The 21,814-nt window shown below is 64.8% G+C and carries 19 protein-coding genes, 1 other RNA gene and 1 riboswitch; of the genes, 12 read left to right on the forward strand and 8 right to left on the reverse strand.

Going from position 1 to position 21,814, the window contains the following annotated elements:
- The first annotated feature begins 30 nt into the window (after positions 1 to 30).
- From ACCQ01_RS15885 to ACCQ01_RS15895, 3 genes are read left to right on the forward strand one after another with little or no spacing between them, the layout of a single operon-like run.
- Positions 31 to 705 (forward strand): YceI family protein, encoded by a 675-nt coding sequence (locus tag ACCQ01_RS15885; RefSeq protein ID WP_228432013.1) that lies wholly within the window; start codon positions 31 to 33, stop codon positions 703 to 705.
- Positions 702 to 1,265 carry a cytochrome b gene (locus ACCQ01_RS15890; RefSeq protein WP_014508516.1) on the forward strand — a complete coding sequence of 188 codons (564 nt, stop codon included), beginning with the start codon at positions 702 to 704 and terminating at the stop codon, positions 1,263 to 1,265. Before ACCQ01_RS15885 ends, ACCQ01_RS15890 begins: the two co-directional genes overlap by 4 nt.
- Before the next feature lie 10 nt (positions 1,266 to 1,275).
- Positions 1,276 to 1,845 carry a YceI family protein gene (locus tag ACCQ01_RS15895; protein ID WP_011037976.1) on the forward strand — a complete coding sequence of 190 codons (570 nt, stop codon included), beginning with the start codon at positions 1,276 to 1,278 and terminating at the stop codon, positions 1,843 to 1,845.
- A gap of 74 nt (positions 1,846 to 1,919) precedes the next feature.
- On the opposite strand, the gene ACCQ01_RS15900 is transcribed toward ACCQ01_RS15895, so the two are convergent.
- Positions 1,920 to 2,156 carry a glutaredoxin family protein gene (locus ACCQ01_RS15900; RefSeq protein WP_042594683.1) on the reverse strand — a complete coding sequence of 79 codons (237 nt, stop codon included), beginning with the start codon at positions 2,154 to 2,156 and terminating at the stop codon, positions 1,920 to 1,922.
- A gap of 85 nt (positions 2,157 to 2,241) precedes the next feature.
- Between ACCQ01_RS15900 and ACCQ01_RS15905 the strand changes: the two genes are divergently transcribed.
- On the forward strand, positions 2,242 to 3,624 hold the full coding sequence (locus ACCQ01_RS15905; RefSeq protein WP_115001339.1) for an L-serine ammonia-lyase: 1,383 nt from the start codon (positions 2,242 to 2,244) through the stop codon (positions 3,622 to 3,624).
- A 20-nt stretch (positions 3,625 to 3,644) separates the two neighbouring features.
- Here ACCQ01_RS15905 and ACCQ01_RS15910 read toward each other — a convergent pair.
- Positions 3,645 to 3,719: non-coding RNA, sX9 sRNA (locus ACCQ01_RS15910), on the reverse strand.
- Positions 3,720 to 4,214: 495 nt separating this feature from the next.
- On the opposite strand from ACCQ01_RS15910, the gene ACCQ01_RS15915 reads away from it, so the two are divergent.
- Positions 4,215 to 5,210, forward strand: coding sequence for an alpha/beta fold hydrolase (locus ACCQ01_RS15915; RefSeq protein ID WP_228432011.1), 996 nt, complete (start codon positions 4,215 to 4,217; stop codon positions 5,208 to 5,210).
- Positions 5,211 to 5,505: 295 nt separating this feature from the next.
- Here ACCQ01_RS15915 and ACCQ01_RS15920 read toward each other — a convergent pair whose 3' ends face one another.
- The 3 genes from ACCQ01_RS15920 to metX are packed head-to-tail and all read right to left on the reverse strand — an operon-like array spanning position 5,506 to position 8,836.
- Positions 5,506 to 6,594 (reverse strand): homoserine dehydrogenase family protein, encoded by a 1,089-nt coding sequence (locus ACCQ01_RS15920; protein WP_228432009.1) that lies wholly within the window; start codon positions 6,592 to 6,594, stop codon positions 5,506 to 5,508.
- Entirely contained in the window at positions 6,591 to 7,808 is a 1,218-nt protein-coding gene (locus tag ACCQ01_RS15925; RefSeq protein WP_228432007.1) for an O-succinylhomoserine (thiol)-lyase, read from the reverse strand. Before ACCQ01_RS15925 ends, ACCQ01_RS15920 begins: the two co-directional genes overlap by 4 nt.
- On the reverse strand, positions 7,805 to 8,836 hold the full coding sequence (gene metX / locus ACCQ01_RS15930; protein ID WP_042594691.1) for a homoserine O-succinyltransferase MetX: 1,032 nt from the start codon (positions 8,834 to 8,836) through the stop codon (positions 7,805 to 7,807). Before metX ends, ACCQ01_RS15925 begins: the two co-directional genes overlap by 4 nt.
- 71 nt (positions 8,837 to 8,907) lie before the next feature.
- Positions 8,908 to 9,028: riboswitch (SAM riboswitch) on the reverse strand.
- Positions 9,029 to 9,167: 139 nt separating this feature from the next.
- Between metX and ACCQ01_RS15935 the strand changes: the two genes are divergently transcribed.
- The 4 genes from ACCQ01_RS15935 (at position 9,168) to ACCQ01_RS15950 (ending at position 14,505) form a co-directional block, all read left to right on the forward strand.
- The gene (locus ACCQ01_RS15935) at positions 9,168 to 10,058 is read left to right on the forward strand and encodes a M23 family metallopeptidase (protein WP_228432005.1); all 891 of its coding nucleotides are present in this window, start codon (positions 9,168 to 9,170) and stop codon (positions 10,056 to 10,058) included.
- A gap of 115 nt (positions 10,059 to 10,173) precedes the next feature.
- Entirely contained in the window at positions 10,174 to 11,778 is a 1,605-nt protein-coding gene (locus tag ACCQ01_RS15940; RefSeq protein ID WP_011037984.1) for a peptide chain release factor 3, read from the forward strand.
- Positions 11,779 to 11,853: 75 nt separating this feature from the next.
- On the forward strand, positions 11,854 to 12,498 hold the full coding sequence (trhA, locus tag ACCQ01_RS15945) for a PAQR family membrane homeostasis protein TrhA (protein WP_011037985.1): 645 nt from the start codon (positions 11,854 to 11,856) through the stop codon (positions 12,496 to 12,498).
- A 42-nt stretch (positions 12,499 to 12,540) separates the two neighbouring features.
- A complete protein-coding gene (locus ACCQ01_RS15950; RefSeq protein WP_228432003.1) occupies positions 12,541 to 14,505 on the forward strand; it encodes an AsmA family protein in 1,965 nt (654 codons plus the stop codon).
- A gap of 9 nt (positions 14,506 to 14,514) precedes the next feature.
- Here the strand turns inward: ACCQ01_RS15950 and ACCQ01_RS15955 are convergent, their stop codons facing one another.
- From ACCQ01_RS15955 to mtgA, 3 genes are read right to left on the reverse strand one after another with little or no spacing between them, the layout of a single operon-like run.
- Complete coding sequence (locus ACCQ01_RS15955) at positions 14,515 to 14,943, reverse strand: CBS domain-containing protein (protein ID WP_011037987.1); 429 nt, start codon at positions 14,941 to 14,943, stop codon at positions 14,515 to 14,517.
- Positions 14,903 to 15,946 (reverse strand): glycosyltransferase family 2 protein, encoded by a 1,044-nt coding sequence (locus ACCQ01_RS15960; protein ID WP_068573948.1) that lies wholly within the window; start codon positions 15,944 to 15,946, stop codon positions 14,903 to 14,905. The genes ACCQ01_RS15955 and ACCQ01_RS15960 overlap by 41 nt, the downstream gene beginning before the upstream one ends.
- An 11-nt stretch (positions 15,947 to 15,957) precedes the next feature.
- Positions 15,958 to 16,698, reverse strand: coding sequence for a monofunctional biosynthetic peptidoglycan transglycosylase (gene mtgA / locus ACCQ01_RS15965; protein WP_042594697.1), 741 nt, complete (start codon positions 16,696 to 16,698; stop codon positions 15,958 to 15,960).
- A 72-nt stretch (positions 16,699 to 16,770) separates the two neighbouring features.
- On the opposite strand from mtgA, the gene hslO reads away from it, so the two are divergent.
- The 3 genes from hslO to ACCQ01_RS15980 all read left to right on the forward strand — a co-directional run bounded on the left by hslO (position 16,771) and on the right by ACCQ01_RS15980 (position 21,727).
- Positions 16,771 to 17,661: an Hsp33 family molecular chaperone HslO gene (hslO, locus tag ACCQ01_RS15970; RefSeq protein WP_011037990.1), complete on the forward strand. Its 891-nt coding sequence runs from the start codon at positions 16,771 to 16,773 to the stop codon at positions 17,659 to 17,661.
- A 155-nt stretch (positions 17,662 to 17,816) separates the two neighbouring features.
- Entirely contained in the window at positions 17,817 to 18,650 is an 834-nt protein-coding gene (locus tag ACCQ01_RS15975) for an XOO1806 family protein (RefSeq protein WP_016944143.1), read from the forward strand.
- A gap of 242 nt (positions 18,651 to 18,892) precedes the next feature.
- Positions 18,893 to 21,727, forward strand: coding sequence for a TonB-dependent receptor domain-containing protein (locus tag ACCQ01_RS15980; RefSeq protein ID WP_228432001.1), 2,835 nt, complete (start codon positions 18,893 to 18,895; stop codon positions 21,725 to 21,727).
- Positions 21,728 to 21,814 lie beyond the last annotated feature (87 nt).

A 21,814-nucleotide genomic window follows, 5' to 3' on the forward strand; every position in this document is an offset into this window, starting at 1 on the left:
GCGCTGCCGGGATGTGTCTAGAATCCGCCCATGACGCCTCTCGCCCGCCTGCTGGCCTTCCCCGCACTGGTCCTGACCAGCCTCGCCGCCGCCGCGCCGGTGCGCTACGCGCTGGATCCGGTCCACACCCGGGTGCTGTTCGCGGTGGAACATGCCGGGTTTTCCAAGGCTCTGGGCACGGTATCCGGCAGCAGCGGCACCCTGGTGTTCGACGCGGACGACTGGGCGGCGGCAACGCTCGAGGTCACCGTGCCGCTGCGACGCGCGGACCTGGGCGATGCGAAATGGAACGAGGCCACCCTGGCACGCAACCTACTCGACGCCGAGCGCTTTCCTGACGCGCATTTCGTCTCCACCAAGGTCGAAGCCAGCGATGCGACCCACGCCAAGGTCACCGGCAACCTCACCCTGCACGGGGTCACCCGGCCGGTCACGCTGGACGTCACCCTCAATGCGCTCAAGCGGCATCCATTGCCGCCGTTCCGCCGCACCGCCGGCTTCTCGGCCACGGCCACGCTCAGCCGCGCCGCGTTCGGCGTGGATGCCTGGAAGTCGATGATCGGCGACACCGTCGAGCTACGCATCGAAGCCGAGGCCGTCCGCGAAGGCCGCGCCGACAGCGACGACGATGCCGGCAAGACCACCGAGCCCGCCGCGCCGGAGCAACCCGCGCCAGCGACCACCGATACGGAGAGCGGCCGATGAGCCTGAAGAATGTGGAGCGCTGGGGCGGCGTCAGCCAGACCCTGCACTGGTTGATCGCGCTGCTGATCCTGGTGCTAGGCATCGTCGGCCTGACCATGGGCGAGCTGCCCAAGACGCCCAAGTATTTCTGGGTCTACACCGCGCACAAATCCGTGGGCCTGACCGTGCTGGCCCTGGTCATCGCCCGCCTGGGCTGGCGGCTATATGCCGGCGCCCCGCCACCGGTGCCGGGCACGCCAAGCTGGCAGGAACGCATCGCCGGGTTCACCCACTGGCTGCTGTACGCGATGATCTTCGCGATGCCGCTGTCCGGGTGGCTGTACGACTCCACCAGCGGGCTGCGCCCGTTCCGTTGGTTCGGCCTGTTCAACGTGCCCAAGCTCAGCGCACCGGACGAGCAGCTGCGCGCGGTGTCGCACGCCGTGCACGAATGGGGCTTCTGGCTGTTGATTGCCGTGGTCCTGGCGCATGCCGGCGCCGCGCTTTACCACCATCTCTTCCAACGCGATGCCACGCTGACGCGCATGCTGCCGCGTGGCTGGCTCTCCCCCAAACCGTAAAGGATGTCGCATGTCTTCCAGGCTGTTTGCCTCCCCCCTGCTGGTTGCGTCCGCGCTGGTCGCCACCTTCGCCGCCGCCCCGGTGCTGGCCGCCGACTATGTCCAGGCGCCCGGCTCCTCGCTGGTGTTTGCCAGCAAGTACGACGGCGAAGTGTTCACCGGCACCTTCCCGGGCTTCGACACCACGCTGAGCTTCGATCCCGCCAACCTGGCCGGCGCCAAGCTCGATGTGCGCATCCCGCTGGCCGGTGCCAAGAGCGGCAACGGCGACCGTGATTCCACCCTGCAGGGGCCGGATTTCTTCAACGTGGCCAAGTTCGCCACCGCGCGCTACCACGCGGAGAAATTCCGCGCGCTGGGCGGCAACCAGTACGCCGCCGACGGCACCCTGGAGCTGCGCGGTGTCAGCAAGCCGGTCACGCTGACCTTCACCTGGACGCCCGGTGCGCAGCCGGTGCTGGCCGGCAAGGCCACCGTCAAGCGCCTGGACTTCGGCGTGGGCGGCGGCGACTGGACCGATACCAAGACCATTCCCAACGAAACGGCAATCAGCACCAAGGTGGTGTTCAAGGCGAAGTGACGCGCCACCGGCCGCACCAGGACGCGGCCACTGAACGGCGGACTACCTCGTCGGGTCCGCCGTTTTTTTATCTCTCATGCATGGGGTGCAGCGTCCAGCCAGGTGCGCAGACGTGGCGCATCGAATGGCCAGTCCAGCTCACGCCCCATCGGGTCGCGCAACACCGGCACACGCAGACCATAAGCGGACTCTAGCGCCGCATCGTCGTCGATGAACACGCTGAAGAACGCGCCTGCGCGCGCCTGGGCCAGCACTTCCACGGCCTGGTCGCAGAGGTGGCAGTCGTCGCGCTGGTAAAGGGTCAGGGCCATGCGGGGGTCTCATGCTGCGCTGCAGCCGTGCTGCAATCGCCAAGCGCTTAGAATAGCGGGCTTCTTGCTCACCTCTCCGGCACGCATGGCTGTCAGCACGTTCGACCTGTTCAAGATCGGTATCGGTCCGAGTTCCTCGCATACCGTGGGGCCGATGCGCGCCGCCGAGCGCTTCGTCCACCGCTGGTTACTCGATACCGGCCGCTTGCAGGAGGTGACACGTCTGCGCGCCGAAGTCTTCGGCTCGCTGGCGTTGACCGGGCGCGGCCATGGCACCGACAAGGCGGTACTGCTCGGGCTGGAAGGGCATCGCCCGAACCTGATCGACCCGGATGTCATCCCCGCCACGCTCGAGCGCATCCGCAGCAGCAAGCGCATCAACCTGATGGGCCAGCACGCAATCAGCTTCGACGAAAAGCGCGACCTGCCGATGAACAAGCGGCAGAAGCTGCCTTACCACACCAACGGCATGCGCTTCACCGCCTACGATGCGACCGAAGTGGTGATTGCCACGCGCGATTACTATTCAGTGGGCGGCGGTTTCGTGGTCAACCAGGACGACGCCGCCGACGACCGCATCGTGGCCGACGAGACCCCATTGCCTTACCCGTTTCTCAGCGGCGACGAGCTGCTGGCGCAATGCGCGCGCAGCGGCCTGAGCATTGCGCAACTGATGTTCGAGAACGAAAAGAGCTGGCGCAGCGAAGACGAGATCCGCGCCGGCCTGCGGGAGCTGTGGAACGCCATGCAGTCGTGCGTGGCACGCGGCATTCGCGAAGAAGGCACCCTGCCCGGCGGCCTGAACGTCTCGCGCCGTGCGCCCGCGCTGTACCGCGAGCTCTCCTCCAAACCCGAAGCGGCGATGCGCGACCCGTTGACCACGCTGGACTGGGTCAACCTCTACGCACTCGCGGTCAACGAAGAAAATGCCGCAGGCGGCCGCGTGGTCACTGCGCCCACCAACGGTGCAGCCGGCATCATTCCCTCGGTGCTGCATTACTTCGATCGTTTTTGCCCGGGCGCTTCGGAACAACGCATTTTCGACTTCCTGCTCACCGCAGCGGCAATCGGCATCCTGTACAAGGAAAACGCCTCGATTTCCGGTGCCGAAGTGGGCTGCCAGGGCGAAGTGGGCGTGGCCTGCTCGATGGCCGCCGGCGGCCTGGTCGCCGCGCTCGGCGGAAACCCCGGGCAGATCGAGAATGCAGCGGAAATCGGCATGGAGCACAACCTCGGCCTGACCTGCGACCCGATCGGCGGGCTGGTGCAGATCCCCTGCATCGAACGCAACGCGATGGGGGCAGTGAAAGCCATCAACGCCAGCCGCATGGCCATGCGTGGCGACGGCAAGCACAAGGTGTCACTGGACAAGGTCATCAAGACCATGCGCGACACCGGCCGTGACATGCAGGACAAGTACAAGGAAACCAGCCGTGGCGGGCTGGCGGTGAATGTCATCGAATGTTGAGTCGGTGCCTGGCTTAGAGCGGCTAACAAAACGTAGCGAGCAGTCGTCGGGTGGGTGCGGACGGCGCGGAGGAACCGGAATGTACGTGGGTACATGCCGATTCCGAGCACCGGCCGCGCCCGCCTGGCAGCCGCGCAGTCGTTTTGATCGCTGCTCTTAGTGCGTGCGTGACACAAGACCGGCCATCATCTGCTGGACGCAAGCGGTGACCGGTTGGACAACATGACAGTACTGCGCGCGGACGCTGCGCTTGTTCCAAGCAGCGGCCGTACGGCACCGCGGCGCGCCGTGGATACGTTGATCGCAATCGCCCGCGTGGTGCGCGTGGCACCGTGTTGCCCTCGCACGCGTCTGCGATTCTTCTTTTATTTCTCCACTCGCCTGTTCTGACAAGCGCGCGTCAAAGCGCGATGGCCAGCGTGACGCTAGCTGCCAACCACACCGTTGCTCGACAGTTCGATCCAAGTACAGCCGCGACGCCCTTGTACAGCGCAAGCGTTGAGTGGCGCTCAGTAGCGGCCGCCACGTGCTGTACGCGCTCACCACAGCGCGCTGTGTAGCCTTGCGGGATTGCTCACCTGGAGATCGCGATGCGACACCTTGCCTGCTCTCTCGCCCTGGCGCTGGCCTGCGGCCCGCTGATGGCCCAGGAGGCCAGTTACGGCCCTCGCCTGGAAGGCTTCGATTACCCATATCCAGTGAAAACTTACGCCTTTACGTCGCAACAGCAGGCGCTGGAGATGGCGTACCTGGATGTTGCGCCGACGGGCAAAGCCAACGGGCGCACCGCCGTGCTGCTGCACGGCAAGAACTTCTGCGCCGCCACCTGGGAGCAAACCATCGCCGCACTGAGCAAGGCCGGCTACCGCGTGATCGCGCCGGACCAGGTGGGCTTTTGCAAATCCAGCAAACCGGCCGCCTATCAGTTCTCGTTCGCACAGCTCGCCGACAACACGCATGCCCTGCTGCAGAAGCTCGGTCTCCAGCGCGCCGTGGTGGTTGGGCACTCGATGGGCGGCATGCTCGCGATCCGCTATGCACTGATGTACCCGCAAGCGACCGAGCACCTCGCGCTGGTCGACCCGATCGGGCTGGAAGACTGGAAGGCCGAAGGCATTCCGTGGCGCAGCGTGGATGCTTGGTACGACAACGAGCTGAAGATCAGCTTCGAGCGCATCAAGAAGTACCAGATGGACGTGTACTACGCTGGCCAATGGAAGCCGGAATTCGAGCGCTGGGCGCGCATGCAGGCCGGTATGTCGCTGGGCAACGGCAAACAGGCCGTGGCGTGGAATCAGGCGCTGACCTACGACATGGTGTTCAATCAGCCGGTGGTTTACGAGCTGCCCAAGCTCGCTGTGCCAACCACGCTGTTCATCGGGCTCAAGGACCGCACTGCCATCGGCAAAGACACTGCACCGCCAGAGGTGAAGGCGCGCGTGGGCGATTACACCAAGCTGGGCAAACGCGCCGCCGAGGCCATTCCGAATGCCACGCTGGTTGAATTCGCCGACCTGGGACATTCGCCACAGGTGCAGGATCCGTTGCGCTTCAATGGCGAATTATTGAAGGCGATTTCCCGCTAGCGAGTTGCGACGCGCGTGTCCGGACATGCGCGCTACCAGCCAGTACCAGGCGCGTGCGCGATCGCCACGCGCCCAACGCCGATTGGAAACACATGTTGGGAACACGTGGTTTAGCGCGCAAATCCAATTCTGTCAGAAGCATTCCACGGGGGCTGCCTGCGGTCACCCACGCGCTGCCCCAGCTTGCACGCACCGCAGGAGCCGTTAGCGCAGCGGCGACACCGCACGGGCAGAACCGCAGCATCCTTCGCACGCGACAGCACCAACAAGGCGTCGGGTGCGAAGCACCGCAACCTCAGCCAGCAACGATCCGCAACACATCGTCCAGCAACGCCGCCGCGGTCACTTCGGCACCGGCGCCCGGCCCTTGAATCAACAGCGGCTGGTCGCGGTAGCGATCGCTGCTGATGGCGACACGGTTATCGGTGCCCGCGCCGCCCGCCAGCGGGTGGTCCGGGGCCAATTCGCGTAAGCCCACGCTCGCCCCATGCCCGTCCACGCGGCCGACGAACCGCAGGCAGCGGCCGGCAGCGCTGGCCTGCTGCCAACGCGTCTGCACTAGTGCATCAAGCATTTCCAGGTGCGCGTCCACCGCCTCCGGCGCCACAGACGCCAGCGCGGCAGGCACCAGCGATTCCACATGCACCTGCTCAGCTTCCAGCGGTTGCCCGGCCGCACGCGCCAGGATCAGCAATTTGCGCCGCACGTCCTCACCGGAGAGATCGATGCGCGGATCGGGCTCGGTGTAGCCGGCCGCCATCGCCTCGCGGACGCACGCCGAAAACGGCGTACTGCCATCGTAGCAATGGAATAGCCACGCCAACGACCCCGACAACACCCCTTCGATCGAATGAATCTGGTCGCCGCCGGCCACCAGTGCACGCACGCTGCTGAGCAAGGGCAGCCCAGCACCCACGGTGGCACTGTCGCCGTAATACGCGCCGCTGGCGTGACGCGCGGCATACAGGTCCTGCGCACGCGACAGTGCCGTGCCCTGGCCCAGCTTGTTGGCGGTCACTACATGCACGCCGCGGGTCAGCCATTCCACGTGCCAATCCGCCACCACGTCGCTGGCAGTGGCATCCACCAGCACATCGCCGGCGCGCAGCGCAGTGGTTTCTGCCCACGGCTGCAGCACCGCACGGCCACGCGGCGCCGCGTTGGCCAGCTGCAACGCCTGCTCCGCGCCGGCACCACAATCGTGGGCGATGCGCGAGTTGGCCAGCCAATCAAAGCGCGGCAGGCGCAACTGACGCTGCTGCAAGGCGGTATAGCGCGTCACGAAGGCACGCCCCACCGTGCCGGTGCCCAACAGGGCGAGCCGCGGTGTGGGCGTCACGGCAGCCACCGGCGAACGGCGCGAGACAGGCAGCACGGTGCTCACGCGTCGACCTGTTTGCGCGCGACCGCGCTCAACGCGGCTTCCGCACGCGCCAGGCCGGCGCGCAGATCGATCAGCAGATCCTCAGAGGATTCAATGCCCACCGACAGACGCAACAAGCCATCGGAAATACCGGCCGCAGCGCGCGCTTCGGCGGTCATCGCCGCATGCGTCATCGAAGCCGGATGCGCGATCAGGCTCTCCACGCCGCCCAGCGATTCGGCCAGGGTGAAGTAACGCAGCCCGTCGACGAACGCACGCACCGCCGCCTCACCGCCATTGAGCTCGAAGCTGATCATCGCGCCGAAACCCTTCTGCTGGCGCGCCGCCAACGCATGGCCAGGATGCGATGCCAGCCCGGGGAAATACACCTGGTTCACTGCCGCGTGTTCGTCCAGCAGCACCGCGATCGCATCGGCGTTTTCCTGGTGCACCCGCAGGCGGGCATCGAGCGTGCGCAGCCCGCGCAAGGTCAAAAACGCATCGAACGGCGAACCGGTCAGGCCCAGGGCGTTGGCCCACCACACCAACTGCTGGTGCAGCTCCGCATCACGCGCGATCACTGCGCCACCCACCACATCGCTGTGGCCGTTGACGTACTTGGTGGTCGAATGCAGTACCAGGTCTGCGCCAAATTCCAGCGGCTTTTGCAGCGCCGGCGACAGGAACGTGTTGTCCACCACGGTCAGCGCGCCCACCTTGTGCGCGGCCTCGATGACAAAGCGCAGATCAGTGATGCGCAGCAACGGGTTGGACGGGGTTTCGATCAGTACCAGCTTGGGCGACTGCGCCAATGCATCGGCCAGCGAGCGCGGGTCGGTGAGGTCGGCGGTGATCAGGGCGAAATGGCCCTTCTTGGCCAGCGCGTTGAACAACCGCCAGCTGCCGCCGTAGGCATCGTGCGGCACCACCAGGGTGTCGCCGGGCTGCAGCAAGGCGTTGAGCACCAGGTTGATCGCGCCCATGCCGGTAGAGGTGATCACGCCGCCGGCGCCGCCTTCCAGTTCGGCCAGGGCTTCGCCGAGCAGGTCGCGGGTGGGGTTGCCGCTGCGGGTGTAGTCGTATTGGCGCTTGTTGCCGAAGCCGTCGAAGGAGAAGTTCGACGACAGCACGATCGGCGGCGTCACCGCGCCGTAGGCGGTGTCCCGGTCGATTCCGGCACGGACGGCGGCGGTGGCAGCGCTACAGGGCGCGTCGGCAGGGTCACGAAAGCTCATGCGGTTTCTCCGGTCGTGCGAAGGGCAGTGGTGAGGATCGCGTCGATGCGATCGATTTCTTTGAGGAAGGCGTCGTGGCCGTAGGGCGAGCGCAGCACACGCAAACTGCCGCGCGGGCCCAGCCCTTCGACCAGGCTGACCAGATCGGCCAGCGGCACCAGGCGATCGCCTTCCACCGCGACCACCACCGTGGGCACGGCGACCGCGGCCGGGTCGATGCGGTGCAGGTCGATGGACTCGGACAGGCGCAGATAGGCGTTCACCGGCGTGCGCGCCACGTATTGGGCGCCAGCGGCATCCAGATAGTCTTCGGCGGCCACGCGTACGCGGCCATTGATCACTTCCGGCGGCGCATCGAAGCGCTCGCTGAATTCTTCCGGGGTGCGGTAGCTCAGCATGGCGAACTGGCGTGCCAGGGCCAGCCCGTGGTGCTCGGCGCATTGCAACTGGCCAAGCGCCACCGCGCGGCGCTGCAGGGCACGCCATGCGGCGGCATACGGATGGGCGCGATGCGCACCACTCACCGCAACCAGCGTGTGCAGGCGCGCCGCATGCCGGGTGGCGAATTGCAGGCCGACCAGGGCGCCATAGGAATAACCGACAAAGCCGTGCAGGCGCGCGATGCCCAGCGCATCCAGCAGTGCGGCGATTGCATCGGCCTGATCAGCCGTGTCGATCGGCGCATCCAGGCTGCCGTCGGCACCGAGGAAATCGAAGGCCAACAGTCGGCGCGACGCCGGGTCCAGCGCGCGGCCGGCACCGACCAGCCCCTCTACCCAACCTTTCTCGGGAAATACCGCGCTGGCAGCGAGATGGCGATGGGCCGAAATTCCGCCCGCCACGAACACCACCGGCGCCTGCTCCGCCCCAACCAGTTCGTAGCGCAGGCGCAGCTCGCGTTGGCCGGCGTGGCGCATCGGTAGATTGATGACGAGCTCGCCGCGCACGGCAGGCGGGGCGTCGCTATCAGCGGCGGGCGTGTAGGTGTCGGCGGTGGTGAGTGGCGATGCTGTGGTCACGAGGCTCATGGCGATATCCGGGGTGGATCGGCCATCGAGCTTCGCGGGAGCTCGCGTTCGACGTGCGGAGGGCACGATTCGAACCATCTTTCGGCGGACGCTGAGGTCCCCGCAGGATTTGGCACCAAACGCGGGCGCTTGCGCGCTCCGCTGGCTGCCCCGGCATCAAAGGGCCTGTCCCTCCGCCGGTCTCGATGGTGACGCTACGATGCCACCGCATTTTTGCGATGTCAATCTCTTCATGCGGATGGAAAGATATATTTTCATCCGATACCACCTGACTGTGATGGACCGCATACTTGCGCCCCTCTCGCCCGACCTCGACTGCAGTCGCTCACCCATGCTTCGTGCCGCCGTTTCCGCCGTCATCCTGCTGTTGTGCATCGCCACAGCGTCCGTCGCCGCGCAGCAGCGCTGGCATTGGCCCGGCGCAGCGGCAGTGGACGCAACGCCACCTGCAAGTGCGTCGCAGCGCGCCGAAACCACTGCCGCACCGGGCCCGGCCCTGCAGCTCGAATGGCAGGCGCCGGTGTATCTGGCCTGGGCCGTCAATCCACTGGACGGCCCGGCCGAAGTGCGCCTGAGCGCACCGCCCAGCGCCGACTACCGCGCCGTGCCGCAGCTCCCGTTGGTGCAGTCGCTGGGCGCGCGCGAACGGCGCCTGCTGGCCCGCGTGTATCCGGTCAGCCAACGTAGGACCCTGGACGGGCTCGGCCTGCGGCTGGAGGTGGTGCCCGGCGACACGCAGGCGCAACTGCAGGAAGCGCGCTACCAGCTGCCGTTCCGCGATGTGCCGATCCAGGTGGACCAAGGCTATGGCGGCCAGTACAGCCACAGCGACGATCCCAACTGGTATGCCATCGACTTCGCCCTGCCCGCCGGCACGCCGGTGCTGGCCGCCCGCGACGGCGTGGTCATGGAGATCCAGCAAGGCGCCGAGGAGGCCGGCCCGCATGGGCCGGATGCCGGCGGCGGCAACCTGGTGCGCCTGCTCCACGCCGACGGCAGCATGGCGATCTACGCCCACCTGGCTCCGGCGGGCGTGCTGGTGCGCCCCGGCCAGCGCGTGCGCAGCGGCGAGCGGCTCGGCAGCGCCGGCAGCACCGGCTTCAGCACCGCGCCGCACCTGCATTTCGCGGTGCAACGCAACGTCGGCCTGCGGCTGATCTCGCTGCCATTCCGGATGAGCGGCCCACAAGGCGAGCTGCACTTCCCCTCGCCCGCGCCCTGACGCGTGCCGCCAACGCCAGCCAGGCGCCCTGGGCTGCCGCTGGCCGGCGCACCGAAGCCGCTATAATCACCGGCTTCCTCAGTTTCCGCAGGCGTCCGACCGGGCGCGCTCCCTCATGTCCGAAGTCTCCAACGAAGCCGCGCGCCGCCGCACCTTCGCCATCATTTCCCATCCCGACGCCGGCAAGACCACGCTGACCGAAAAGCTGCTGCTGTTCGGCGGAGCGATCCAGATGGCCGGCTCGGTGAAGGGACGCAAGGCTGCCCGCCACGCCACCTCGGACTGGATGGCGCTGGAAAAAGAGCGCGGAATCTCGGTGACCTCCTCGGTGATGCAGTTCCCGTACGAGGACAAGATCGTCAACCTGCTCGACACCCCCGGCCACGCCGACTTCGGCGAGGACACCTATCGCGTGCTGACCGCGGTGGACTCGGCGCTGATGGTGATCGACGTGGCCAAGGGCGTGGAAGAACGCACCATCAAGTTGATGGAAGTCTGCCGCCTGCGCGACACCCCCATCATGACTTTCATCAACAAGCTCGATCGCGAAGGCAAGAACCCGATCGACCTGCTGGATGAAGTGGAAACCGTGCTGGGCATCCAGTGTGCCCCGGTCACCTGGCCGATCGGCATGGGCCAGCGCCTGAAGGGCGTGGTGCATCTGATCACCGGCGAAGTGCACCTGTACGAGCAGGGCCGCAACTTCACCCGTCAGGACTCCACCATTTTTCCCTCGCTCGATGCACCGGGTCTTGCCGAAAAGATTGGCACGCAGATGCTGGACGAACTGCGCGAGGAGCTGGAACTGGTGCAAGGCGCCAGCAATCCGTTCGACCTGGATGCCTACCGCGCCGGGCAGCAGACGCCGGTGTTCTTCGGCTCGGGCGTCAACAACTTCGGCGTGCAGCCGTTGCTGGATTTCTTCGTCGAGCACGCACCGCCGCCGCAGGCACGCGATACCACCGGCCGCCGGGTCGAAGCGGTCGAGCCCAAGTTGAGCGGCTTCGTGTTCAAGATCCAGGCCAACATGGACCCGCAGCACCGCGACCGCGTGGCGTTCATGCGCGTGTGCTCGGGCAAGTTCACCGCCGGCATGAAGGCATTGCACGTGCGCAGCGGCAAGGACGTGAAGCTGGCCAACGCGCTGACCTTCATGGCCTCCGATCGCGAGATCGCCGCCGAAGCGTGGCCGGGCGATGTGATCGGCATCCACAACCACGGCACCATCTCCATCGGCGATACCTTCACCGAAGGCGAATCGCTGTCGTTTACCGGCATTCCCAACTTCGCGCCGGAATTGTTCCGCCGCGCACGCCTGCGCGACCCGCTCAAGCTCAAGCAGTTGCAGAAGGGCCTGGCGCAGTTGTCCGAAGAAGGCGCCACGCAGTTCTTCCGCCCGTTGATGAGCAACGACCTGATCCTCGGCGCGGTCGGTGTGCTGCAGTTCGACGTGGTGGCCTACCGGCTCAAGGACGAGTACGGCGTGGATGCGATCTTCGAACCGGTGAGCGTCACCACCGCACGCTGGGTGCACTGCGACAACCCCAAAAAGCTCGAAGAGTTCCGCGAGAAGAACGCCGGCAATCTGGGCATCGATGCGGCCGGGCAACTGGTGTATCTCGCACCCACCCGGGTCAACCTGCAGCTGGCCCAGGAACGCGCGCCGGACGTGCGCTTTTCCGCAACGCGCGAACACGCTTACGCCACCGCGGTCGATTGACCGCCACTTGAATCGCCACAAGCCAGCGCCACCGCTGGCGATGCGATTTTTGCGCGGTTACGGTACCTTTTGGGCATGAATGCAGATGCCCCCCCCTCCACCGACCTGCGCGATGAAATCGCCAGTGCGGTGACCCACGGCCTGGGCGCGATTGCCGCACTGGCCGGTGGCTCGGTCCTGATCACCCTGGCCGCGATTTACGGCGATGGCTGGCAGCTGGCCACCACCATCGTCTTCAGTGCCACGCTGATCCTGCTGTATGTCGCATCCACGCTGTTCCATGCCATCCCGCATGTGGGCGCCAAGGCCCGCCTGCAGGTGCTCGATCACTGCGCGATCTATCTGCTCATTGCAGGCACCTACACGCCGTTCATGCTGATCAACCTGCGTGGGCCGTGGGGCTGGAGCCTGTTCGCCGCGATCTGGACCATCGCCGCAGCAGGCGTGATCTTCAAGCTGTTTTTCACCGGCCGCTTCCGGCTGCTGTCGACCATCCTGTACCTGGCAATGGGCTGGCTGATCATCGTGGCGATCAAGCCCCTGCTGGCGGCGGTCGACACCTGGTCTCTATGCTGGCTGCTCGCCGGCGGGCTCTTCTATACGTTGGGCACCTACTTCTACCAACGCGACACGCAGCGCTATTTCCACGCCATCTGGCATCTGTTCGTGCTCGCCGGCAGCGCTTGCCACTTTGTGGCGGTGACCGCGCAAATCGTGTGACCGATGGCGCGTTCGCGCGCCGTGCACGAGGCTTCGCCAACCATGGGTCGGGTGACTACCCCGACCGCTTCCATCGCCGCCCGCCCCTCCCGTCCACCACGCCGACGCCGCTGGTTGATCGGCACCGGCATCGTGCTGGCACTGATCGTGATCCTGGTGCTGGTGTTCGACTGGAACTGGTTGCGCGGCCCGGTGGAGCGCGCAGTCAGCGCCAAGACCGGGCGCGAATTCCACCTGGGCCATCTGGATGTGGATCTGGGCCGCATCGTCACCGTGCGCGGTGAGCATCTGAGCCTGGGCAATGCCGCATGGTCCAAACGCGGCCCCATGGCGCAGATGCGCTCAGCAGAAATCGATGTCGAATTCTGGCCGTTGCTGCGCGGCAAGGTGCGCCTGCCGGAGATCCGGCTGGAGCACGCCAAGGTGGTACTGGAAGCCGGCGACGACACCCACCCCGGCAACTGGGTGTTCGAGACCAGCGGTGGCGATGGCACCCTGCCGCGATTGGGCCGCCTGCTGGTGCAGGACGGCCGGCTGCAGTACATCGATGCGGCCAACAAGTCTGACGTGGACGTCGCCATCAACAGCCTGGCACCACCGCGCAGCGATCAGCGCGCCGCGCCGATCGGCATCGACGGCAAGGGTCGCTGGAAGGGCTATCCCTTCACGCTCAAGGGCAATACCGCCTCGCCACTGGAGCTGAGCCAGACCGAGCACCCGTTCCGGATCGACCTGCGCGGCAGTGCCGGGGCCACCCGCACCCACGTGCGCGGCACGCTGACCAATCCGTTTCAATTCCAGGTGTTCGACCTGCAGATGGCATTGAGCGGCCAGGACATGGAAGACCTGTATGCGCTGACCGGCGTGGCGATTCCCTCAACCCCGCCGTACACGCTGGATGGCCGCCTGCGCCGCAACGGCGATATCTGGCGCTACGAAGATTTCACCGGCAAGGCCGGCGATAGCGATCTCTCAGGCACCGCCGAAGTGGATCTGCGCAACAAGCGCCCCTTCCTGCGCGCCGATCTGGCTTCCAAACGCCTGGATTTCGACGACCTCGCCGGGTTTGTCGGTGCACCGCCTAAGACCGGCGCCAACGAATCGGCCAACGCCGAGCAAAAGAAGCAGGCAGCGCAGTTGGCCGCCGACACCCGCGTACTGCCTGACACCCCCTACGACCTGTCCAAATTGCGGGCGATGGATGCGCAGGTGCGCTGGCGCGCGCAGCGCATCAATGCACCCTCGTGGCCATTGGACGACATGGATGCATCGCTGCGCTTGAAGGATGGATTGCTGCAGCTGGATCCACTCAATTTCGGCGTGGCGGGCGGCGATATTCGCTCCACCATCCGCATGGACGCCCGCAGCCCGGTGATTTCCACCCAGCTGCAGGCCGCGATTCGCGGTATCCGCCTGGACAAGCTGTTCCCCGATGCCACCCTAGCCAAGCAGGCGTCTGGTGCGATCGGTGGCGATCTGGATCTGAAAGGACGCGGCAATTCGATCGCCGCCATGCTCGGTACCGCCGACGGCTCGATCGGTGTGGGCATGGGCCGCGGTCACGTGGGCAACCTGATCATGGAACTGGCCGGCCTGGATATTGCCGAATCGCTGAAATACCTGGTCACGCGCGACCGCCAGATTCCGGTGCGTTGCATCTTCGGCGACTTCGGTGTGCGCGATGGCGTGATGCAATCGCGCGCATTGGCCTTCGACAGCACCGACACCATCATCATCGGCGAAGGCAGTATCAGCTTGAAGGACGAGCAGCTGGATCTGCTGCTGCGCCCGCGCCCGAAGGATCGCAGCATCCTCAGCCTGCGCTCGCCGCTGCGGATGGGCGGGACCTTCAAGGACCCGTCGTTCCGCCCGGATTTCAAGGCGCTGGGCGTGCGTGGCGCCATCGCGGTTGCACTGGGCAGCATCGCCCCGCCCGCTGCCCTGCTGGCGACCTTCGAACCCGGCCCCGGCAAGGACAGCGACTGCGGCGGCAAGTACGCGCAGTAACGCCTCGCCTCAGCTGGCGATGTAGCGCTGCAACTGGTCGATATCGTGTTGCTGCGCTTCGATCACCGCCTTGACCAGATCGCCGATGGAAATCACGCCCTGCACGCGGCCGTTATCCACCACCGGCAGATGCCGGAAACGCCCATCGGTCATCAGCTGCATGCAGTGCTCGACCGAGTCTGCGGGCGACACCGTCACCACCGCGTGGCTCATGATCTCGGCCACGCTGGTGCTGGACGAGGAACGGTCGCGCAGCACCACCTTGCGCGCGTAATCCCGCTCGGACACGATGCCGACCAGGCGCTCGCCCTCCATCACCAACACCGCACCGATGCTCTTGTCGGCCATCAGACGGATGGCCTCGATCACCGCGGCGTCGGCCGCGACGGAAAACACCTCAACCTGCTTCATCCCCAACAGCTGCCGTACCGTTTGCATGGCCTGCTCCGCGATTGGACTGGTCGCCCGAGAATACTCCCGCCGCGCCGCGATACGTATCGATCAGATACAGCGGCCGTTGCTTGGCCTCGTCGTACAGGCGCCCCAGGTACTCGCCGATCATGCCCAGCGCGATCAGCTGGATGCCGCCCAGGAACAGGATGATCGACATCATGGTCGGCCAGCCCGGCACCGGGTCGCCCATCAGCGCCGCCTTGACGATCACCCAGCCACCGAACCCAAACGCCACCAGCGCTGTCAGCATGCCCAGGTAGGTGGCCGCGCGCAGTGGCACGGTGGAGAAGCTGGTGATGCCGTCCAGCGCGAAATTCCACAGCCGCCACACCGTGAACTTGCTGCGCCCCGACAGACGCGGCGCGCGCCGGTACGGCAGCGCCACCTGGCGGAATCCTACCCAGCCAAACAGCCCTTTCATGAAACGATGGCGTTCGCGCAATTGTTGCAGCGCCTGTACCACCCGTGGCGAGAGCAGCCGGAAATCACCGGTGTCGGCAGGAATCGGCGTTCGCGACAACTGCCGGATCACCCGGTAAAACGCATGTGCGGCCGCACGCTTCAACCAGCTCTCGCCCTCGCGAAACACCCGCGTGCCAAAGATGTTGTCGTACCCGGCGCGCCACAACGCGACGAACTCGGGAATGAGTTCCGGCGGATCCTGGCCATCGGCGTCCAGCAGCACCACCGCGCCCGGCTGCACATGGTCCAGCCCGGCCGAGATCGCCACTTCCTTGCCGAAATTACGCGACAACCGCAGTGCGCTGACCTGCGCATCGGCATCGGTGAGCGCCTGCAGCACCTGCCAGGTGTCGTCGGTGCTGCCATCGTCGACATACAGCACGTGCGTCTGCACGCCGCTCAGGCCAGCCAGGACACCCTGCAGGCGTGGATGCAGCAACGGGATGCTGGTCGCTTCGTTGAAGGCGGCAATCACCACGGTCAGGCGTTCCGCGGTGAGCGGAGCGTTCTGATCGGCCGGCAGCATCGCGGTCGCGCTCATGGCGCCTGCAGATAGCCGGGGCCACCCAACTGGCGGGCCTGGCGCTGGATCCACGCAGTGCGGCGCTGCACATAGGCGCCGGGGCGGCGCGCGTCATAGCGGCGCGGCGATGGCAGTACGGCGGCAAGGCGCGCCGATTCAGTCGGCGTCAGCCGCGAAGCATCCTTGCCCCAGAATTGCCGCGCGGCCGCTTGCGCGCCATAAATTCCGTCGCCGAATTCGGCCACGTTCACATACATCTCCAGGATGCGTTGCTTGGGCCAGAACAGCTCGATCAGCAGCGTGTACCAGGCCTCCAGCCCCTTGCGCACCCAACTGCGGCCTTGCCACAGGAACACGTTCTTGGCGACCTGCTGACTGATGGTGCTGGCGCCGCGCACGCGGCCACCGCGCGCGTTGTAGTCGCGTGCCTTCTCGATCGCCTGCAGATCGAACCCATGGTGAGACGGAAACTGCTGGTCTTCGGCGGCCACCACCGAAATCGGCAGGCTGGGCGCGATCTCGTCGAGGTCGCGCCACTGATGGTGCAGCGAGAACCCCGCCTCGCCCTCGCCCCAGGCCTCCAGATAGCGGCCCACCATCACCGTGCTGATGGGCGGGTCGATGATGCGCAGCGCCAACACCTGCAGCACGCTCGCTGCAGCGAACAGCAATGGTGCTGCCAGCACCCAGCGCAGCCAGCGCCGCGCCCGACGCGGTGGCCTGGCCTGCTTGTCATCCAATCCGTCCGTCCCCATTGTTCGCTACGACCTTCATCCCGATGCCTGCCGCATTATCCGGCACTGGCGTCCCTTACGTCCGACGCTCCCATGACCGATCACGATCAGCTTTCCCGTTTCCTGTTGCCTGCCGCCGGCGTGCGTGGCGTGCATGTGCGTCTGACCCAAGCCTGGCGCGACATCCAGGGCGCTGCCCACTACCCGCCGTTCGCACGCCAGTTGCTTGGCGAGGCCGCAGTCGCGTCAGCGCTGTTCACCGGCCACACCAAGGTGGACGGCCGGCTGTCGGTGCAGTTGCGCGGCAATGACCGCCTGCGCACGCTGTTTGCCGAATGCACCGCCGCCGGCACCTTGCGCGGCATCGTCCAGATCGCCGACGGTGCCGATGCGCCCACCGATCTGCGCGAGCTCGGCGACGACGCCCTGCTGGCCATCACCATCGAGAACCCCGGCCTGGACCCGCGCGAACCGCAGCGCTACCAGAGCCTGGTGGGCATGCAGGCGCCGGATCTGGCCGAAGCGTTCGAAACCTACTTCCTGCAATCCGAGCAGCTACCCACCCGCCTGCTGCTGGCCGCCGGGCCAGACCAGGCTGCTGGCCTGCTGCTGCAAAAGCTGCCCGGCGACGAAGGCGACACCGACGGCTGGACCCGCGTCGGCGCCCTGTTCGACACCCTGGGCGCCCCGGAACTGCTTTCGGTCGCCGGTGAAGACCTGCTGCATCGTCTATTCCATGAAGAAGCGCCCGAATTGGTGGGCAACAAGGCGCTAAGCTTCGGCTGTTCCTGCTCACGCGAGCGCGTCGCCGCCATGCTGCAGTCGCTGGGCGAAGACGAAGCGCGCGCGGCAGCGGAGCCGACTGGGGAAGTCGAGGTGCGGTGCGAGTTCTGCGGGCGTGAGTATCACTTCCCGTTGACCGAGCTGGACGTACTTTTCAGCGAAGCGCAGCCATCGCAGGATGCGCCGGAACGGTTGCAGTAGAGAGCATCTGGCAAGCGACGTTCTGGGGAGAGCGAGGACTTGTTAAATATTCATAAACACCCTAGCATCCTCACTGCCCGCTATCGGGAACTTAACACCTGCCTCTGGGTCTGAACTCTGGTATGCGACATCTTCTGCGCCTTCCGCTCGCTCTCTTGGTTGCCCTCGCGGCAGCCAGCGGCGTGCACGCGCAGTCGGCAGCCCAGATCCGTGAAAGCACCATCTTGCCCGTATGGAACAAGGGCAGCGGCAAGGTCGAAGCGTTCCTCTACCTGGAACCAACCGGCGAGCAGAAGGCCGGCGCGCGCTGGCATTTCGGGCGTAATTCGCTCGATGCCGCGTTCGGCCTGACCTCCGGCGATTCGCTCGGCCTGCTGTGCAACAGCAGCCGCGGCACCAATATCAGCGGCCTTGCCAGCCATTGCCTGCTCGCAGGTATCGGCGATGACGAAGAAGACAGCGCGGCCGCCTCGCGCCGCGTGTCCGCCACGCTGGGCTTCAACCGCAACGGCGCACGCGCTGGCGTAACCGCGGGGACCGGCCGCGACACTCTGCCCTCCTGGCTGATCGGTGCCGGTAAGGCCCCACTGACCCGCGTCGAGCAGAACGATCTCACCGTCTTCGGCCAGAAGAACATCGGCCGCGAAGGCTTCGTGTCCATCGGTGGCACCTACGCCCGCGCCCGCTTGGTGCCGCTGGCCGACGTCTCGCCGGCCATTGCCGACCAATGGGACAGCAAGACCCTGAGCGTCGGCGGCGGCTACGGCGCCTTCAGCGCCAATGTCATCGGGCGCGTGGTCGACGTGCCCGGCCAGCCGGAAAAGTGGGAAGGCCTGGGCCTGGGCCTGACCTGGCGCACCCCCTGGAGCGGCCAGCTCACGGTCGGCGCGGAGAACGTCATTTCCCGCGGCAAGAACCCGTTTGCCCCAAACAACGAGAGCAACAGCGACGGGACCATCCCGTACGTCAGGTACGAGCAAGACCTGTAAGCCTCTGATTCTGAAGAAGAATTTAGCAACGCCACCGGTCACCAGCCGGTGGCGTTTTGCGTTGTGGCCGACCGTTCGTCGCCCGATTTCACGTCTTTCTTCTTTTTCATTAACGGGACTTTAATTCCTGACGCAACGCATATACCATCGGTTCACCCTGACGTTTTGGATCCGCTTCTTCGGATCCCCCGCCGGGCCAACAAACCCTTGGCAGTACCCAAGATCACTTGGAGAGAGAGCTAATGAATTGCAAGTCCAACAAGCTGCGCGATGCAGTTGTCCTCGCGCTTGTCGTGGGCGTCGGCGGTACTGGTACCGCCATCGCTCAGGAAGCCGGTACCACCAACCTCGACAAGATCGAAGTCACCGGCTCGCGCATCAAGCGCGCCGACGTTGAAACGTCGCAGCCAGTCTTCAGCATGAGCCGTCAGCAGATCGAATCGCAGGGTTTGACCTCGATCGGCGACGTGATCCAGAACATTGCCACCAATGGTTCAGCCCTCAACACCAATGTCAACAATGGTGGCAATGGCGAAACTCGCGTCAACCTGCGCAACCTTGGTTCCAACCGCACCCTGGTGCTGGTCAATGGCCGCCGTTGGGTCGGTGGCACCGGTCTGGGTGGCGCGGTCGACCTCAATACGATTCCGACTGCTGCTGTCGAGCGCATCGAGGTCTTGAAGGACGGCGCGTCCACGATTTACGGCTCCGACGCCATCGCCGGTGTGGTCAATATCATCCTGCGCCAGAATTTCGACGGGGCAGAGGCGAATGCCTATTACGGCCAGTACGACAAGGGCGACGGCAGCCGCGAGTCATACGACTTCACCATTGGTTCGGCCGGCGATCGTTGGCACGCCACCTTGGGCGTGGGCTATGTGAAGGAGGAGCAGGTTTGGGCAGGTGATCGCGAGATTTCCGCTGTTCCTGTATTCGGCGCTGTGCCTGGCACGGGCAATAGCTCGACCACTCCTGGCGGCCGCTTTGCGGTGTTCGGGCCCACAAGTGCAACAACCAATGGAGCAACGCGCCTTAATGGCACGCCGGGCTACTTTGTAACCGGCAATGGTGGCACCACCACTCGGCCGTACACGGCAGCAGATAGCTACAACTTTGCTCCGACCAATTACTTGGTCACGCCACAGGAACGCAAGTCTGTTTTTGCTGACGCAGGGCTGAGCATTACAGAGAACGTGCGGTTCAAGACCACCGTCACGTACAACGAACGCGAGTCGTCTCAGGTTCTGGCAGCGATGCCCATCGTGCTCGGTCGCGCTGCCCCGGGTACGAATGGTGCCAACGTCGTTATTGACGCAGACAACATCTATAACAACTTTGGTCGTGATATCGACTACATCCAGTATCGCGCAAATGAGACCGGCGGTCGCATCTACACCCAGAACGTCAAGACGTATGGTTTCAACGGTGCTTTCGAAGGTGATTTCGAAGTTGGCAGCCGCTTCTTTAACTGGGAAGCTGGCATGTTCTATGGCAAGAATGACCAGACCGATATCACTACGGGCTTTTTCAACATCTCGGCCCTGCGGAGTGCACTGGGACCGTCGTTTGTTGATGCCACTGGTGTAGCCCGTTGCGGAACGGCTGCCTCCACGATCGATGGCTGCGTCCCGCTGAATCTGCTGGGTGGTGCCGGCTCGATGACGCCTGAAATGATCGATTACGCAGGCTTCAAGGCGCACGACGTTTATGGCTATGAGCAAAAGAGCTACTACGGCAGCATCGGCGGAGAACTTTTCGACATGCAGGGAGGTGCGTTTGCCTTCTCGCTAGGTGTCGAACATCGCGAAGAGTCCGGTTTCGATGATCCGGATGCACTTATCAACTCTGGCGACACGACCGGTAATGCCCGCACTGCGACCAGTGGCGGCTATGATCTCGACGAAGCTTACCTGGAGCTGGCAGTGCCCCTGCTGGCGGATTTGCCAGGAGCACAGCTGCTTGACTTCAGCTTGGCAACGCGCTACTCCAAGTACAGCAACTTCGGAAACACGACCAATAGCAAGTTTGGCTTCCGCTGGAAGCCCATTACGGATTTGATGATCCGTGGCAACTGGTCCGAGGGATTTCGTGCACCCTCTATCAGCGAACTGTTCTCCGGCGTGAGCGACACGTTCGAAGACGTTCGCGACCCATGCGCCGGCTCCTACACTGACGGTAGCGTCAACGGGGCAATTCCTGGCTCTTGTGCTGGGGTCACTCCTTATGCCCAGGCCAATTCGCAGATCCGCACAACTGTCGGCGGAAGTGAAGAACTCGGACCAGAGACCTCCACCTCCAAGACGCTTGGCTTTGTGTATAGCCCGAGCTTCGCCTCGGGTCTGGACATAGCAGTCGATTGGTGGACGGTCAAGATCGAAAATGCCATCGATACCCAGACCGCGCAAGAGCTGCTGGATAGCTGCTATGTGGCTGGCATCCAGTCAACTTGCGCACTGATCACTCGCGAGAGTACCGGTGAAATCTCTAATATGCTTGCGGTTCCCCGCAATATCGCGAGTATCGAAGCAGAAGGCTTTGACTTTACGTTTGGCTATCGACTGCCTGAAACCGCATGGGGCAGCTTCAGCTTCGTCTGGGACTCGACCTACCTGACGAAGTTCACTGTTGAGAAGCCTCTGCAGGCTCCTGAAGAGCGTGTTGGCTTGTATCGTGGTGGTTCGGCGCGTGACAACAACTGGCGCCTGCGTTCAAACATGATGGCAAACTGGGAATTGGGCGATGTCGGCAGCTCTGTAGCCATGCGTTATTACAGCTCGCAAGTCGAAAACTGCACGGGCGCCAACCTTGCAAATCCGGCCAACATCGGCCTGCTTTGCTCTGATGCAGATCGCGTCACGAGTGCGGGAGCTGCACCGCGCAATCATGTCCCAAGCGTCACCTACACCGACATTAGTGCGTATTGGAAAGCGCCTTGGAATGCTCGCGTTACCGTCGGCGTGAACAATGCTTTTGACCGTGATCCGCCGCAGTCAGCTACCGCCTTCGCAAACAGCTTTGACTCGCAGTACGAAATTCCAGGTCGTTTCTACTACATGCGCTACACCCAGAAGTTCTGATAGCCCTCAGCGTTTGTAATGCGTAATAAAAAAACCGCGACTCGAAAGAGTCGCGGTTTTTCTTTGCTCACGAAGCAGCATCAAGCC

The sequence above is a fragment of the Xanthomonas sp. NCPPB 4037 genome (assembly GCF_041475695.2).
Taxonomy (GTDB): domain Bacteria; phylum Pseudomonadota; class Gammaproteobacteria; order Xanthomonadales; family Xanthomonadaceae; genus Xanthomonas; species Xanthomonas campestris.